The 15058-nt window shown below is 57.6% G+C and carries 17 protein-coding genes and 1 pseudogene; 2 read left to right on the top strand and 16 right to left on the bottom strand.

The genetic code is table 11. The features are described 5' to 3' along the window. Positions 1–35: 35 nt before the first annotated feature. Positions 36–1736: a cellulose biosynthesis regulator diguanylate cyclase DgcQ gene (dgcQ, locus tag IM267_RS12215; protein ID WP_193033479.1), complete on the top strand. Its 1701-nt coding sequence runs from the start codon at positions 36–38 to the stop codon at positions 1734–1736. On the opposite strand, the gene IM267_RS12210 is transcribed toward dgcQ, so the two are convergent. Together IM267_RS12210 and yodD are read right to left on the bottom strand one after the other, a co-directional pair. Next, on the bottom strand, positions 1721–2521 hold the full coding sequence (locus tag IM267_RS12210) for a mannosyl-3-phosphoglycerate phosphatase-related protein (protein ID WP_193033478.1): 801 nt from the start codon (positions 2519–2521) through the stop codon (positions 1721–1723). The two genes, dgcQ and IM267_RS12210, sit on opposite strands and share 16 nt — an antisense overlap. 297 nt (positions 2522–2818) lie before the next feature. After that, entirely contained in the window at positions 2819–3046 is a 228-nt protein-coding gene (yodD, locus tag IM267_RS12205) for a YodD family peroxide/acid resistance protein (RefSeq protein ID WP_017383339.1), read from the bottom strand. 128 nt (positions 3047–3174) lie between these two features. Here yodD and dsrB point away from each other — a divergent pair, with 128 nt between their 5' ends. Then, complete coding sequence (gene dsrB / locus IM267_RS12200; protein WP_003859583.1) at positions 3175–3363, top strand: protein DsrB; 189 nt, start codon at positions 3175–3177, stop codon at positions 3361–3363. Positions 3364–3462: 99 nt separating this feature from the next. Here the strand turns inward: dsrB and rcsA are convergent, their stop codons facing one another. From rcsA to fliF, 14 genes and pseudogenes are all read right to left on the bottom strand, one after another. Continuing rightward, a complete protein-coding gene (rcsA, locus tag IM267_RS12195) occupies positions 3463–4086 on the bottom strand; it encodes a transcriptional regulator RcsA (RefSeq protein ID WP_006811161.1) in 624 nt (207 codons plus the stop codon). A gap of 287 nt (positions 4087–4373) precedes the next feature. Beyond that, a pseudogene (gene fliR / locus IM267_RS12190) lies at positions 4374–5169 on the bottom strand (flagellar biosynthetic protein FliR). A gap of 6 nt (positions 5170–5175) precedes the next feature. Next, positions 5176–5445, bottom strand: a complete 270-nt coding sequence (gene fliQ, locus IM267_RS12185) for a flagellar biosynthesis protein FliQ (RefSeq protein ID WP_003859587.1) — start codon at positions 5443–5445, stop codon at positions 5176–5178. 10 nt (positions 5446–5455) lie between these two features. Next, positions 5456–6193, bottom strand: coding sequence for a flagellar type III secretion system pore protein FliP (fliP, locus tag IM267_RS12180; protein WP_003859589.1), 738 nt, complete (start codon positions 6191–6193; stop codon positions 5456–5458). Further along, complete coding sequence (fliO, locus tag IM267_RS12175; protein ID WP_064910399.1) at positions 6193–6567, bottom strand: flagellar biosynthetic protein FliO; 375 nt, start codon at positions 6565–6567, stop codon at positions 6193–6195. Before fliO ends, fliP begins: the two co-directional genes overlap by 1 nt. A gap of 2 nt (positions 6568–6569) precedes the next feature. Continuing rightward, on the bottom strand, positions 6570–6983 hold the full coding sequence (fliN, locus tag IM267_RS12170; protein WP_003859592.1) for a flagellar motor switch protein FliN: 414 nt from the start codon (positions 6981–6983) through the stop codon (positions 6570–6572). Continuing rightward, on the bottom strand, positions 6980–7984 hold the full coding sequence (gene fliM / locus IM267_RS12165; protein WP_063450179.1) for a flagellar motor switch protein FliM: 1005 nt from the start codon (positions 7982–7984) through the stop codon (positions 6980–6982). The genes fliN and fliM overlap by 4 nt, the downstream gene beginning before the upstream one ends. A 4-nt stretch (positions 7985–7988) precedes the next feature. After that, positions 7989–8459: a flagellar basal body-associated protein FliL gene (fliL, locus tag IM267_RS12160; protein ID WP_032103821.1), complete on the bottom strand. Its 471-nt coding sequence runs from the start codon at positions 8457–8459 to the stop codon at positions 7989–7991. A 106-nt stretch (positions 8460–8565) separates the two neighbouring features. Beyond that, positions 8566–9780 carry a flagellar hook length control protein FliK gene (fliK, locus tag IM267_RS12155; RefSeq protein WP_193033477.1) on the bottom strand — a complete coding sequence of 405 codons (1215 nt, stop codon included), beginning with the start codon at positions 9778–9780 and terminating at the stop codon, positions 8566–8568. Then, positions 9777–10220 (bottom strand): flagellar export protein FliJ, encoded by a 444-nt coding sequence (gene fliJ, locus IM267_RS12150; RefSeq protein ID WP_006811155.1) that lies wholly within the window; start codon positions 10218–10220, stop codon positions 9777–9779. The genes fliK and fliJ overlap by 4 nt, the downstream gene beginning before the upstream one ends. Positions 10221–10241: 21 nt before the next feature. Continuing rightward, entirely contained in the window at positions 10242–11612 is a 1371-nt protein-coding gene (gene fliI / locus IM267_RS12145) for a flagellar protein export ATPase FliI (protein WP_063450177.1), read from the bottom strand. Continuing rightward, a complete protein-coding gene (gene fliH / locus IM267_RS12140; RefSeq protein WP_193033476.1) occupies positions 11612–12319 on the bottom strand; it encodes a flagellar assembly protein FliH in 708 nt (235 codons plus the stop codon). Before fliH ends, fliI begins: the two co-directional genes overlap by 1 nt. Then, positions 12312–13310 carry a flagellar motor switch protein FliG gene (fliG, locus tag IM267_RS12135; RefSeq protein ID WP_003859608.1) on the bottom strand — a complete coding sequence of 333 codons (999 nt, stop codon included), beginning with the start codon at positions 13308–13310 and terminating at the stop codon, positions 12312–12314. Before fliG ends, fliH begins: the two co-directional genes overlap by 8 nt. Next, positions 13303–14985 (bottom strand): flagellar basal-body MS-ring/collar protein FliF, encoded by a 1683-nt coding sequence (fliF, locus tag IM267_RS12130; protein WP_063868414.1) that lies wholly within the window; start codon positions 14983–14985, stop codon positions 13303–13305. Before fliF ends, fliG begins: the two co-directional genes overlap by 8 nt. Positions 14986–15058: the final 73 nt, after the last annotated feature.

Here is a 15058-nt window from a genome sequence, read left to right as displayed (position 1 = left end):
CCTGTCGGATGGCGGGCGACAATCAGGGAGTGGGTGTGCAACACGATACCTTTGTTGAAAAACAATCTTTGTTGCAGTGGCTGCATAAGCGTAGCAATCCCGGTTTGATTGTTAATCTCTGTTTTATCGTTGTCCTGATCTTTTCCACCCTCCTGACCTGGCGCGAAGTCGTGGTGCTGGAGGAGGCCTACATCTCCAGTCAGCGTAACCATCTGGAAACGGTGGCCAGCGCGCTGGACAGACAGCTCCAGTTTAGCGTCAATAAAATGCTCTATTTTCGCCACAGCATGCTTGATGCGCTGGAGACGCCGCTGGCGTTTGGGGTTCTGCAAGAAGCGGTAAAGCGGTTTGAACGCGTGAGGCGCTCTCCCGTCTGGCAAATCGCGGTCGATCCAAAACGCACGTTACCGATTAACGGCGTTTCGGATGCGTTTGTTGAACAAACAACGCTGCTCAACCGCGATGACGATTACCTGGATAAGGAGATCTCCGCCGCCCTCGAAGTGGGCTATTTGCTGCGCCTGGCATCCACGAACTCACGTCACGAGGAGCGGATATTATACGTTTCTCGCGCGGGATTTTTTCTGGAAACGGATACGCCTCCCCATCACAGCGATATTGCACAGCGCTATTACCATCTGGTGACGCAGCCCTGGTTTACGCAGCAGACCGATCGTGAAAACCGGGCGCGGGCGGTTCGGTGGTTTATCTCTCCTCCCTCGGCCTTTGCCGGAAAAAAGCCGCTCATTACGGCCAGCGTGCCGGTTTACTACGATCATGTCTGGTATGGCGTGGTGGCGATGGATTTTACCTTTGCCACCATGCGTCAGCTGCTGGTGGAGGCAATGGACGACCATACGGAAGGGGAGTACCAGCTGTATGACAGCCGCCTCAACATGCTGGCGACCACCGAGAAGCCAGCGGACGAGGTGAATCATTTCAATGAGCTGGAATTAGCGCAAATCGCGCACGCCATAGAACAGGACACCGAGGGCGGTATTCGCCTGGGAAGCCGTTTTATCAGCTGGGCGCGCCTCGATCATTTCGACGGCCTCGTCCTGCGGGTCCATACCCTGGATGAGGGGGTGCGCGGAGATTTCGGCAGCATCAGCATTGTTTTGGCCCTGCTTTGGGCGCTGTTCACCGCGATGCTGCTGATTTCATGGCTGGTGATCCGGCGCATGGTGAGTAATATGTATTCGATGCAGAACTCGCTGCAATGGCAGGCCTGGCACGATCCGCTGACCCGGCTGAATAATCGTGGGGCGTTGTTTGAGCAGGCGAAAAGGCTGGCAAAGCAGTGTGAACAGCAGTCGCTGCCGTTCTCGGTCATTCAGATCGATCTCGACTGCTTCAAGAGCATCAATGACCGGTATGGGCATCAGGCGGGTGATAAGGTGTTGACCCACGCCGCCGGGCTGATTGCCAGTACCCTGCGCGCGAATGATATTGCCGGACGCGTCGGTGGCGAAGAGTTCTGCGTCGTGCTGCCCGGCCTGACGATTGAAGAGGCGGCAGACGTCGCAGAACAGATCCGCGAGCGTATCAACAGCAAAGAAATCCTGATTAAGAAAAGTACGACCCTGCGCGTGAGCGCGTCGTTTGGTGTTTCCTGCGCCCTGGAGAAGGGCGATTACCACTTCGAAAATCTGCAATCCGCCGCCGATGCGCGGCTGTATGAGGCGAAACAGCGCGGGCGTAACCGGGTTGTCTGGCAGGCTCACGACAAAAAGTGATCGAGCCCTTCACGCCAGCCGGCCGGTCCGGTGTGCTGCGTATGGTATACCCGCGCGGGATCGTTATTTTTCAGGCTGACACCCTCCCGGTTGAAGCCTTTCACCACCACGGCGAAGCCTACGCTGTCCAGCAGCGGCGCATCGTTGGGGCCGTCGCCCAGGCCCAGCGTCGTCGGCTCTTTACCTTCGTGCAGGCGATACTGGTCCACAAGCCAGTGAACCGCCACGTCTTTGCCGCAGGCGTTGTCCAGAATGTGCCAGAAGCGTGCTCCCTGGACGATCTTCAGCCCCTGCCGGGCCAGTTCGGTTGCGAAGCGCGTCATTTGTTCATCACCGTCACGCCAGATAAGCGTCACGGACGCCTCATGTTTGCGTGCAAACGCCGAACGAGGGCGGCTCAGCCCGGTCCATTCGGCGACCACGCGCTCATCCACATCATCAAAGGTGGTAAATTTCAGGTGCAGTTCCTGACGAACCCGGTCAATAAACTGCCGGATTTCGTCATGCTTTATTTCTGAGATGAACCGGGCGGCGTTTTCCCACCGTACGTCAGGCTGGATCACCGCGCCGTTTTCCGCAATGTAAGGTAGCCCGACAAGCCCAAGCTCCTGCTGGATGTCCTGCATCTCGGACGCGGTTTTGCTGCTGCACAGAATGACCGGTATCTGCTCATCCTGTAATCTCTCCAGCCAGGGGGCGGCAGGCTGCCAGTCAAACGTGTGAAAATCCAACAGCGTGCCGTCGAGGTCAGTAAAGACCAGCAGCGTCTCCTGAAGCGAAGGCATAAACTCTCCTGGAAGATGGCGTGTTTTATGAGAAAATTCTTAAAAAAGAGAGGCGTTGTCACCCCGTTGAACCGGTAACGATCCCGACAAACCCACACCCGACGCAGGTTTATACTCATAACAAAAATTCACATGTATAAAATATTATATTCGCTCAGAGAATATATGCTTGTAAGAAAATTCCGTTGGGGATAATGTCTTACCTGCATCAGATTTCCTGGTGTAACGAATTTACAAGTGCTTCTTGCATAAGCAAGTTTGATCCCGGTCATCCCCATGACCGGGATTTTTTTCGCCTTAGCGGTTCGTCTCCGAGACGCTAAAGTCATGGATATCCAGCTCGAACGCTTCAGCCAGTTCGCGGTAGGTATGGTAATCCCGACCGTTGACCACGACGCGGTCTGAATTATCCTCCGCACGATGAACTTCGGACTCACTGATTTCATTGATGGCGGCAAGCAGGGCATCGACGTCCACCTCAACCTCACGCTTAATGGTGTCGCTGTACTCTTTGTCGGTCTTCATTTCGGGCTCCTCATTTAACCGTCTCCACAGCTAAGTATAGACCGCACACAAAAACGCCATTCGCGCCGGGCGGCGATGCCAGGGAAGGTAATTTGTTCTACACTGGCTCAAAACCACAGGAGAAATGTATGAAGGTCAACGATCGGGTAACCGTCAAAACGGACGGTGGGCCGCGCCGCCCGGGTGTGGTGCTGGCGATAGAAGAGTTTAATGAAGGCACGATGTATCTGGTGTCGCTGGAAGATTACCCGCTCGGCATCTGGTTCTTTAACGAACTGGGCCACCCGGATGGGATCTTTGTGGAAACGGCGGAATAGGGCGGCGTCGGGGGCGTTGTCTCCCCGGCTCCGGCTGCTGAAAAGCAAAATCTCTGGCCAGGCCAGAGATCAAGGTAGGGTACAACATGGCCGTGCAACTTAGCGCATATTAACGAAAATCCCATTCGTCACATTATCTGTCAGGCGTACGACATGGTAAATCACTTGCTTATTATGCGTTTTAATTTTCCTTTTAATATTTCCTTTGTGTGACGATACTGTTTTTGCCTTGATATTCATCTGGTCTGAGATCTGAATTGTCCCTTGTCCTGCCATCCACATTCTTAACATACTTGATTCAGTTCTGCTTAATGATAGGGTGGGTAAGTTAATCGCACCTACATTCTTTACTTCTTTATTCAAATAATCGCCCAGAATGTCGTCAAGCGACTCTGGTTTAATCGATTTCGAACTGATTAATAAGTTTTTACGCACCAGCAAATACTCATCGAAATGAATATTGGCGATTGCCATAAAAACAATAAACAAGGTCTTAGGATGCTGATTAATGATCTGCTTAATGTGCTGACTGTTAGCGGGGTCGTGAATGAAACAGTCCTCATTAATAAACACCACGCCGGGCTTGTGGACGTCACAAGCGGCTGCGAGTTCTTCAACGGTGTGCGCATCGTTGATGTCTCTCTTTCTTACCCCTCTGCTTGCTAAGTACCCGGTTAACCCTAGCCGGGTGTAGCTGCATAAATCCATAATGATCGTTGACATGGCATACCCTCACTCAATGCGTAACGATAATTCACCATCTGCCTGAGAGCTCATAAACAGCCATACGGGATGGAAAAAAGCTAATAAAACCTGTGAGCATGACAAAGACTTTCAGGCGAACTCACTATCCCGTAAAGTTACGTATAATTTGCCAGGAATCATCTTAAAGTAAAGTAAATATTAAGTATTGTGAGGTGGTTAGAAACATTTAAACCGCGTCAGATATATCCTGGTAGATGTTTTTCGAGATTATTTTTAGGAATATCCTCAGAAAGACATTGCAAACGCTACGGGTTATTATTTGCGTGGTAGTTCGCTGACAATATCCGCTAACAGATTGAATATCTCGCTGAATAAATGTTCGCAGAAGGGGGCGATAAGGGGCATCAATAATGACATTAATAAAAGGCCAACCGTCAATGTCACTGGAAAACCGATGACGAAAACCGACAGCTGCGGGGCCATTCGGTTGAGTAAACCCAGTGCGAGGTTAACCGTGAGCAGCAGGGTAATGATCGGCAGCGCCAGCATCAGCCCGTTGAGGAAAATCAGCCCGGCGGCCCGCACCAGCGCCAGAAAGGCGTTGCTGTTTACCGGGTTGTCGCCAATCGGCAGCGTATGGAAGGTATCCACCAGCATGGAGATCAGCCACAGGTGGCCGTTGAACGAGAGAAACAACAGCATTGCCAGCAGGTCGATAATGCGCGCCAGCACGGGCATATTCAGATGGCTGCCGGGATCAACGAACGTTGCGAAGGAGAGGCCCATTTGCAAGCCGATCAGTTCCCCCGCCGTTCGTACCGCGGCAAAGGCGAGCTGCATCGTAAACCCGACCGCCACGCCAATCATCACCTGTTGCAGGGCAATCCAGATGGCATTCGGGGAAAAAATGGGAATATCCACCGCCGGCAGGGATGGGGCAACGATAACGGTGATAACGATGCCCAGCCCAATTTTGACGCGTTTAGGCACCGACTTTTCACTGAGAATGGGGGCGGTGGAGATCAGCGCCATGATACGCAGCATCGGCCAGAAATAGATCCCGAGCCACTGAACAAACTGATCGCTGGTGAAATGCAGCATCGTCCGTCAGCCGATGATGTAAGGCAGGTTGGTGAACAGGTTGCGCATATAGTCCAGCAGCAAATTCAGCATCCATGGCCCGGCGACGATAATCGCCACGAAGACGGCAATGATCTTAGGGATGAACGACAGGGTCATTTCGTTAATCTGCGTGGCGGCCTGGAGAATACTGATAATCAGACCGGTTACCAGCGCAACCAGCAGCAGGGGCGCGGCCACGGCAATCGCGACTTTCATCGCCTCCGTGCCCATCATCATGACCGATTCAGGCGTCATTGCGCGCTCCTCAACTGTAGAAACTCTGCGCCAGCGAGCTGACCAGTAGCTGCCAGCCGTCGACCAGCACAAACAGCATGATTTTAAAGGGCAGGGCAATGGTCGCGGGCGGAACCATCATCATCCCGAGCGCCATCAGGACGCTGGCGATCACCAGGTCGATGATCAGGAACGGAATGAAAATGGTGAAGCCAATCTGGAACGCGGTTTTCAGCTCGCTCGTGACATACGCTGGCAGCAGGATGCGCATCGGCACCGCTTCCGGCCCCTGTAGCTCCCCCGTGTTCGCGAGACGGGCAAACAGGGCTAAATCCGCTTCGCGCGTCTGGCGAAGCATAAATTCACGTAATGGCTGAGCCCCCTTTTCCAGGGCGACCTGCATGGAAATTTTATCTTCGCTGAACGGCTGGTACGCCTCGGTATAAATCTTGTCGATCACCGGCGACATAATGAAAAAGGTCAGGAAAAGGGCTAAGCCCAGCAGCACCTGATTGGGCGGCGCGGAAGGCGTGCCGAGCGCGTTGCGCAGCAGGCCAAACACGATGATGATGCGGGTAAAGCTGGTCATCATCAGCAGGATCGCCGGGATAAAGGTCAGCGAGGTGATGAACACCAGCGTCTGCACGGACAGGGACCAGCTTTGACCCCCGTTCGCCAGCGGTGTGGAAACCAGTCCCGGCAGTTGCGCATACACGGAGGGCGCGAACAGGCCCAGGCCTGCCAGCGTAAGGAATAACAGACGACGCATCAGGATCTCCCGGAACGCTTGAGCAAACTCTTCATAACGGACTGGAAATCCGCAGGGGCCGGGGCGTTTGCCTCTACCGCGGCAGGCGCAGGGGGCAGCGTGTGCAGGACGTTGATGCTGGAGGCGGTCACGCCCAGCACCAGTCGCGCATCTTCCACTTCCACAATAACCACGCGTTCGCGTGGCCCGAGCGTGGTGCTGGCGCTGACCTTCAGCCCGCGCGTGCCGGCCGTTTTCCCCGCCAGACCGAAACGCTTCGCCAGCCAGGCGGCGAGAAGGATAAAGGCAATAATACCAAACAGCGCGCCGCTCACCTGAAGCAGCGGTGAGCCGGGTACGGCGGAGGGCGCGGACATTGTTGCCTGGGTTTTCATGCTTAACGGCTCAGACGACGCATACGTTCGGAAGGAGTAATGATATCGGTGATACGTACGCCGTATTTATCGGCTACCACCACCACTTCGCCCTGGGCAATCAGGTAGCCGTTGATCAGAATATCCAGCGGCTCACCGGCTAAACCGTCCAACGCCACCACGGACCCCTGCGTCAGGCGCAACAGCTCTTTAATGGTCATGCGGGTGCGGCCCAGTTCAACGGTCAGCTTGACCGGAATGTCCATAATCAGGTCGATGTCCTGCAACGTGCCGCTGACGTCACCGCCGCCTAACTGCTGGAATACCGCGTCTGCCGCGCTTTTCGTCGGCGTCGTTTTTTGCTCGTTTAACGCGTCAGCCCACAGATCGTCCAGTGCTCCGCTGTTTTCATCGGACGGATTGTTCATGTCACTCATTTGGGCTGTTCCTCATTCAGCGAATTCAAAATCGGGTTGATCAAGTGCTCTACGCGTAACGCATACTGGCCGTTAATCGTGCCGTACTGGCTTGTCAGCACGGGTACGCCATCCACATGGGCAATAATGCGGTCGGGTTTGTCTATCGGCAAAACGTCGCCGGGTTGTAATTTCAGGATCTGCGATAACCGCATGGAGATATCGGCGAAGTTGGCCACCAGCTCCAGCTGCGAATGCTGCACCTGACGCACCAGGTTCTCACGCCAGTTCTGATCTTCATGGCGTGAGTTCTCCAGCGGCGGGTTCACCAGCAGTTCGCGCAGCGGTTCAATCATGCTGAACGGCAGGCAGATGTTGAACTCGCCCGTCAGGTTGCCGATCTCCACGTGGAACGGGGTGTTCACGACGATGTCGTTCGGGGAGGTGGTGATGTTGGTAAACTTCACCTGCATCTCGGAACGCACGTACTCCACTTCCAGCGGGTTAATCGCTTTCCACGCGTCGCTGTAGGATTCCAGCGCCAGCTTCAGCATGCGGTTAATCACGCGCTGTTCGGTATGAGTAAACTCGCGGCCTTCCACTTTGGTCGGGAAACGACCGTCGCCACCGAACAGGTTATCCACCGCGATGAACACCAGGCTTGGCGAGAACACGACCAGGCCGGTACCGCGCAGCGGTTTGAGATGGATCAGGTTAAGGTTGGTTGGCACCGGCAGGTTGCGGGCAAACTCATGGTACGGCTGAATGCGGATCGCCCCGACGGTGATATCCGGGCTACGACGCAGCAGGTTAAACAGCCCCATACGGAACTGACGTGCAAAACGTTCGTTGATGATCTCCAGCGCCTGTAATCGCTCGCGCACCACGCGACGCTGGGTATTAGGATCGTAGGGACGAACATTATCGTCGCCGGTTAAACTCGGCTTCGGATCGTCACTCTTATCGCTGTCGCCGTTGAGCAGCGCATCGATTTCTGCCTGAGAAAGAATACTGTCGCCCATGTCGTTACCGCAGAATGAAGGCTGTATACAGAACGTCAGTGACTTCCTGCTTAGGTTGGCCGTTGACCAGCGGGGTCGCCAGCGTCTGTTTGATGGCATCGACCAGCTTTTGCTTGCCTACATCGGTGGCGAGCGCGGAGGCGTCCTGACGAGAAAACAGCAGCAGCAGACGGCTACGCACTTCAGGCAGGTAGTCGTTCAGACGTGCCCGGGTCGCTTCATCTTTCAGGCGCAGCGTAATGCCCACGTACAGCACGCGATCCGCATCGCCCAGGTTAACGGTGAACGTATCCAGCGGAAAGAAGACCGGTGCCGGCGGAGGCGGCACGTCAGCCTTGGCGGCCGCGCCGGAGGGCTCCTGCTGCATACGCCAGTAACTGTAGCCTGCGGTGGCGCAGGCCGCGAGGGTAATCAACACCAGCAGCGGGATCCAGATGGAACGCTTGCTTTTTTTGGTGATAGCGGAGTCTGTCATCTGATACGAGCTTCCTGTTTCGGTACAGCTTAATACGGTGATTATCCCGTGTCCGGCTTAGGTCAAAGCGTGGAAAAGACGGAGATAATCACGTTACCTCTGGCGTTTAGGCAAAGATGTCTACGGCACGGCTGCCGCGCGCGGCGGATTGCAGGGCGGCAGGGGTTGGCAATAACTCTTCGCTCTCATCGTTAAACCCGCCAGGCTGACCGGAGCGTGAAGCGTGCTGTTGCTGCCCGGATGAAGACTGCTGCTGCCCGGCAAAGCCCTCGCTGCTGACGCTGCTTTGTGCAAGCTGAATACCGTTTTCCGCAAGCTGCGTGCGCAGGATCGGCAGGGCCGCTTCCAGCGCCGCGCGAACGTGGCTGTGAGGCGAAACCATCTGCAACTGCGCCTGGTTGTCATCCAGCTTAAGCGAAATTTGCACCTGACCCAGATCCTCCGGGTGCAGACGCAGCTCCGCGGTCTGCTGTCCCTGCTTTGTGAACAGGGTGATGTGCTGGCTCAGATTCTGCTGCCATTCGTGCGTGCCCAGCGGCTGGCTTAACACCGGTGCTGTCGCAACGGTTGCGGCAGGCTGGGGGGCAGGCAGATGGCTGACGACCGGGGCCAGCGTCGCGGTTGGGCTGGAGGCTGGCGACGCCGTGCTCGCTACGTCCTGCTTCTCCGCGACGGCGGCGACAGCTGGCGTAACGGATGCCGTGGCGGGCAGCGACGTATCGCTATCCTGAACCGGCGTTTTATCCTGACCCGGTAACGCGTGGCTAAGCGGCTGTTGCTGGCCGTTATCCGTCTGGGCTAGCGCAGAGGCAACGGCGGCGCGAGGCGCGATTCCCGTCGTACTTGCAGGCGTCGTCACCACCGGGGTGGCGATCTGCTGGTGCGGTAACATCGCCATCAGCGCGCTTAACCCGGCCAGCTCTTCCTCTTCGGTTGCGGTGTCGCTGCTTGCCTTCGCGTCCGTCTGGGTCAGCACCTTCAGCGCGTCCGTATTTGCTGTGGGCTTCAAGCCCGAGACGAGGCTTTGCAGGGAGAGGGCGGTATCCTCTCCGGTCAGTGTCTCCTGGCGGGAGAGCAGCTCGGCGATTTTGGCCTGGAGCGTGGTATCACCGCTTTTTTCCCGTGCCGCTGTCGACAGCTTGCTGCCCGCTGCTTTCAGATCGGCCAGCGTCAGCGGGGCATCTTTACCTTTGCCGGTGGCCTCCGTCAGCGCGCCAGCCAGCAGAGAAAGAAAATCCTGCGCGCCCTCAGCGCCTTTTCCGGCCAGCGTGCCGCCGGACGGGTCGCTGTCGGTCATCAGCAGTTGTTGCAGTGTGATCATTCTGGTTTCCTCATTGATGCGCGCTGGGCAAACTCATCCATTTTTTTCTGATCCAGACGGTTTTCCGCCAGGGTCGAGGCTGCAATTTGCCGGTCCTGTAAGGTTTGCCAGGCCTGCAACCGCTGTTTTTTCTCGCGCCAGAAGTTCAGCGCGGTATCGACTTTTTGCGTCCACTGGTTAAGCTGCTGGCGATGCTGCTCAATCGCCTTTTCCAGCGTCTGGATAAACTGCTGATAGTTGATCCAGCGCTGGCTACCAATGCCCTGCGTCATGTCGGTGTTAAGGTTGGTGCGGTATTCATGCTGATAGTCGATTAACATCTTCAACTGTTCTTCAGCCTGCTGGCACCCGCGCCGCATTGCGCCAAGCTGCAATGCAGCATCATCAACTTCTTTTTCAGCCAGATCTTTCAGCGTTGATAACGCGCTGTTTTGCGCCATGACCTTCGCCCTCCACCTGTGTTACACCTGCGGGAAAATCAGCTCCAGTGCCTGGAGGGAATCTTCCCAGTCGGCGCGTTCAAAAATACCTTGTTGCAGAAACGCCTCCAGCTGCGGCCACAGGGCAATCGCTTTATCGAGCATCGGATCGCTGCCTTTGGCGTACGCCCCGACGCTCACCAGATCGCGGTTGCGCTGGAAGCTGGAGAGCAGTTGTTTGAAGTTACGCACGCGGGCGTAGTGCTTCTCGGTAATCAGCGCCGTCATTGCACGGCTGATCGAGGCTTCAATATCAATGGCCGGGTAGTGCCCGGCTTCGGCCAGACGGCGCGACAGCACGATATGGCCGTCGAGGATCGCTCGCGCGGAGTCGGCAATCGGATCCTGCTGGTCATCGCCTTCGGTCAGTACCGTATAGAACGCGGTGATGGAGCCCCCGCCGCTGATGCCGTTCCCCGCGCGTTCCACCAGCGCGGGCAGTTTGGCAAATACAGACGGCGGGTAACCTTTGGTGGCCGGCGGTTCGCCGATGGCGAGCGCAATCTCACGCTGCGCCATCGCGTAACGGGTCAGGGAGTCCATGATCAGCAGCACGTGCTGGCCCCGGTCGCGGAAATCTTCCGCGATCCGCGTGGCGTAGGCGGCGCCCTGCATACGCAGCAGCGGCGACACGTCGGCAGGCGCGGCGATCACCACCGAGCGGGCGCGTCCCTCCGCACCCAGAATGTTTTCGATAAAATCTTTAACTTCGCGTCCACGCTCACCGATCAGGCCGACAACGATCACGTCCGCCTGGGTATAACGCGCCATCATGCCGAGCAGGACGGATTTACCCACGCCGGAGCCGGCAAACAGCCCCATACGCTGGCCGCGTCCCACGGTGAGCAGGGCGTTAATTGGCCGCACGCCGGTATCCAGCACGTGCTCTATCGGGGTACGTTGCAGTGGGTTGAAGGGTTGAGTGATCAGCGCGCCGGTTTCGGTGGTATCGGGGGAGGGCAGGCCATCGAGCGGTTTGCCGCTCCCGTCGAGCACGCGGCCCAGCAGCGCCGGACCGAGCGGCAGCTGTTTGCCGCTTTGCAGGCCGTCGCCGCTGATGTTTTTCGCATAGACGCGGGCGCCGGGCAAAATCCCTTCCACCTCTTCAAGGGGCATCAGGAACAGGCGATGACCGTTAAACCCGACCACTTCGCTTTCCACCTCGCGCGTGTCGCCCCCGTCCTGACGCTCAATCACGCAGGTGGCGCCGAGCGGAAGTTGCAGCCCCGTGGCTTCCAGCACCAGTCCGGTGGCGCGCGTCAGGCGACCATAACGACGAACGGACGGCAGCTGCGCCATCTTCGTTTCAAAATTGTCGAGCGTATTAAGCCAGCGCGTCAGGCGAGCGGTCATCAGACGACTCCCGGTGCCGCCAGACGGCACAGTTCCTGCCAGCGGGTCGCGACGCTGGCATCCAGATCGCCCTCATCCGCCGAGACCTTACAGCCCCCGTGATGAAGTGACGGATCGCCGCGCAGCCGCCACCCGTGCAGGCTCAGCGTCGCGCCGAGGCTCTCCTCCACGCGCTGCAAGTCATCAGGATGAACGCGCAGCTGCGGTTTGCCGCTGAACAGCGGCTCCTGCTGGAGCAGGGCCTGGATCTGCTTAATCAGCGCGGCGTTATCCACCACCGGCGTCTGGCCGATCACCTGACGGGCCGCCTCCAGCGCCATCTGCATCAGGCGCGAGGCAATCACGCTGTCCAGCGCATCCAGGGTATGCTGAAATTCGCTCACCAGCTGCTGCATGCGGGCATGTAGCGGCGCCTGCTGCTGGCGCGCCTGCTCGATGCCCTGCTCTAAACCTTTCGCCAGCCCTTCCTGATAGCCCTGCGCGTGCCCGGTCTGACGGCCTTCGTTCATCCCGGCGTTGAAGCCCTGCTCGTGCGCCTGCATTTGCATCTGGGCCAGCAGCTGGGCGCGCTGTTCCTCTTCACTCAGTTCCGGCAGGCCCGCATCGGTATCGCCCTCGTCGGACGACAGCGTGGCAGGGGTGAACTCTGCGGCAGGAGGGGAGAGGTCGTCAGGCGTCCAGCGCTTCCACGACAGTTCATCAGACATAGGTGTCGTCTCCGCTGCCAATCACCATCTCGCCGGTTTCCGCCAGACGACGAACGATAAGCAGGATCGCTTTCTGTTCGTTCTCCACCTGAGACAAACGCACCGGACCGCGGTTGGCAAGGTCGTCGCGCAGGATATCTGCCGCACGCTGGGACATGTTGCGCAGGAATTTCTCGCGCAGCGGCTGCTCGGCGCCCTTGAGGGCGATAAGCAGAGATTCCGAATCCACTTCCTGGAGCAGGCGCTGAATGCTGCGATCGTCCACTTCGACCAGGTTTTCGAACAGGAACATCTCGTCGATAATTTTCTGCGCCAGTTCGCCATCGAACTCGCGTACCGCCGTAATAACCGCTTCTTCCTGCTGGGTTTTCATCAGGTTGATGATTTCCGCAGCCGTTCTCACGCCGCCCATTTTGCTGCGCTTGAGGTTCTGGCCGTCGAGCAGGTTGTTCAGCACTTCGGTCAGCTCCGCCAGCGCGGCAGGCTGGACGCCGCCGAAGGTAGCAATACGCAGCATCACGTCGTGGCGCAGACGCTCGTCGAACAGCGCCAGAATATCGGCCGCCTGGCCCCGTTTGAGGTGGACCAGAATGGTGGCGATAATCTGCGGGTGCTCGTCGCGAATAAGATCGGCGGCGCTTTGCGGCTCCATAAAGTTGAGCGTTTCGATCCCGCTGGCGGTATCGCGCGTTTCGAGAATGTCTTCCAGCAGGCTGGCGGCGCGCTCTTCGCCCAGCGCCTTAACCAGCACGGAGCGCAGGTATTCGTTGGCGTTGACGTTGAGCGCAGCAAACTGTTCTGCTTCCTGTTCAAACTCCGCCAGCACTTCGGTCAGCTGCTTGTTGGAGATCTGGCGCACGTTGGCCATCGCCGCACTGAGGATCTGCACTTCTCTCTGGGAGAGGTGTTTAAACACCTCCGCCGCGCGGTCTTCGCCAATGGTCATCAGCAGGATGACGCTCTTATCGGTGCCTGTAAGCGTATTACTCATGTTCGTTACCCATCCAACCGCGGATGACCAGCGCGACGACGCGCGGATCGTTATCTGACATTTCGCGAATGCGCTGGCTCATCACCTCTGCGCCCATGCGCTGGTTAGCACGGCGCTGCTGCATCTGTTCATCTTTGCTGAGACGAACCTCGACCGCTTCTTCCTCGTCCTGACGCGTGCTCTTCTGTTCCAGCGCGGCTTTCTCGGCTTCAGCACGACGCTGAAGCTGAGGACGGACGCCTTTACGCCACAGCAGCCACGCGACAATCAGCACCAGCAGCCAGCGGCCTGCGGACATCAGCTGATCGAAGAACGCCTGCTGTTGCCAGAACGGCAGTTCGCCACCGGTTTCATCCACTGGGTTGAACGGTGAGTTCACGACGTTGAGGGTATCGCCACGTTTTTCAGAGAAGCCCATCGCTTCGCGGGTCAGGTTTTCGATCTGCTTCATCTGCTCCGCCGTGAGCGGCAGCGGTTTACCGTCCGGCAGCGTTTTGTAGTTCACGACAACGGCTACAGAAAGGCGCTCGATATCGCCCGTGTTCAGTTTGGTATGGCGGATGGTCCGGTCGACTTCGTAGTTGGTCGTTTCGTTACGGCTGCTGTTGCGCGGGCCGGCACTGTTCGCGGTCGAGGTCGTCTGCTGATTCGTTTGCTGACCGTTCTGCTGGTTTGCCGGCGGCGTGGAGATTGGCGCGGCGTTGGCAGGCGCAGGCTGGTTAGAGAGCGCACCCGGCACCCCGCCAGGATACTGGCCGCCGACCTGTTCCGTCTCATTGATCTGACGCGAGCGTAACACGGCGCGGGAGGCATCCCCGTTCGGAGCGTACTGCTCTTCGGTCTGTTCTTTATTCGAGAAATCAATCTGCGCGGTGACCTGCGCGTGCACGTTGCTGTTGCCAACCACCGGGCCCAGAATCGCTTCGATGCGACGCTGGAGACGGCCTTCCACATCGGCGGCATATTTCAGCTGGGCGTCGTTAAGATCGCGCCCGGCGGTGTTGGACTGCGTCAGCAGATGACCGCTCTGATCCACCAGCGTGACGTTACCCGGCGGCAGACCGGCTACCGCACTGGAGACCAGGTGCGTAACGGCGCTGATCTGCCCCTCATCCAGCGCGCGGCCAGGTTCGAGGTTAACGGTCACAGAGGCGGAAGGGGACTTTTGTTCGCGAACAAACAGGGACGGCTTAGGCATCGCCAGGTGCACGCGGGCACTCTTCACCGGGCCTAAGGTTTCAATCGTACGGGCCAGCTCGCCTTCCAGCGCGCGCTGGTAGTTAACCTGCTCGCTGAACTGGCTGATGCCGAATTTTTCCTGATCCAGCAGCTCAAACCCAACCGCGCCGCCTTTCGGCAGCCCCTGCTGGGCGAGACGCAGGCGAAGCTCGTGCACTTTATCTGCCGGTACTTCAAGCGCACCGCCGTTATCGGCAAAGCGATACGGGATGTTCATCTGGGTCAGCTGGGTGACGATGGCACCGCCATCCTGGTCGGAAAGGTTGCTGTAGAGCGTGCGGTAATCCGGGCTTTTTGCCCATAAGATCATCGCGACAATAATCGCAATGGCGGCAGCGCCTGCCACAATCAACGGGATCTTAGGGTTAGCGCGAAGGCGGTTCATCCACTCAAGTGATTTATTCTGCGGCGCTGTCGATGCTGCTGTCGCACTCATTGCGCACCTCTTAAATCCTGGTGGTTTACGTTATTCGTGTAGAGAAACAAAACTGACTCCCGGGTCGGCAAAC

This window comes from Enterobacter cloacae complex sp. P15RS (assembly GCF_014895905.1).
Lineage (GTDB): Bacteria > Pseudomonadota > Gammaproteobacteria > Enterobacterales > Enterobacteriaceae > Enterobacter > Enterobacter quasihormaechei.
Note: the sequence above shows the minus strand (reverse complement) of the source record. Positions and strands in the feature narration are given on the sequence as shown.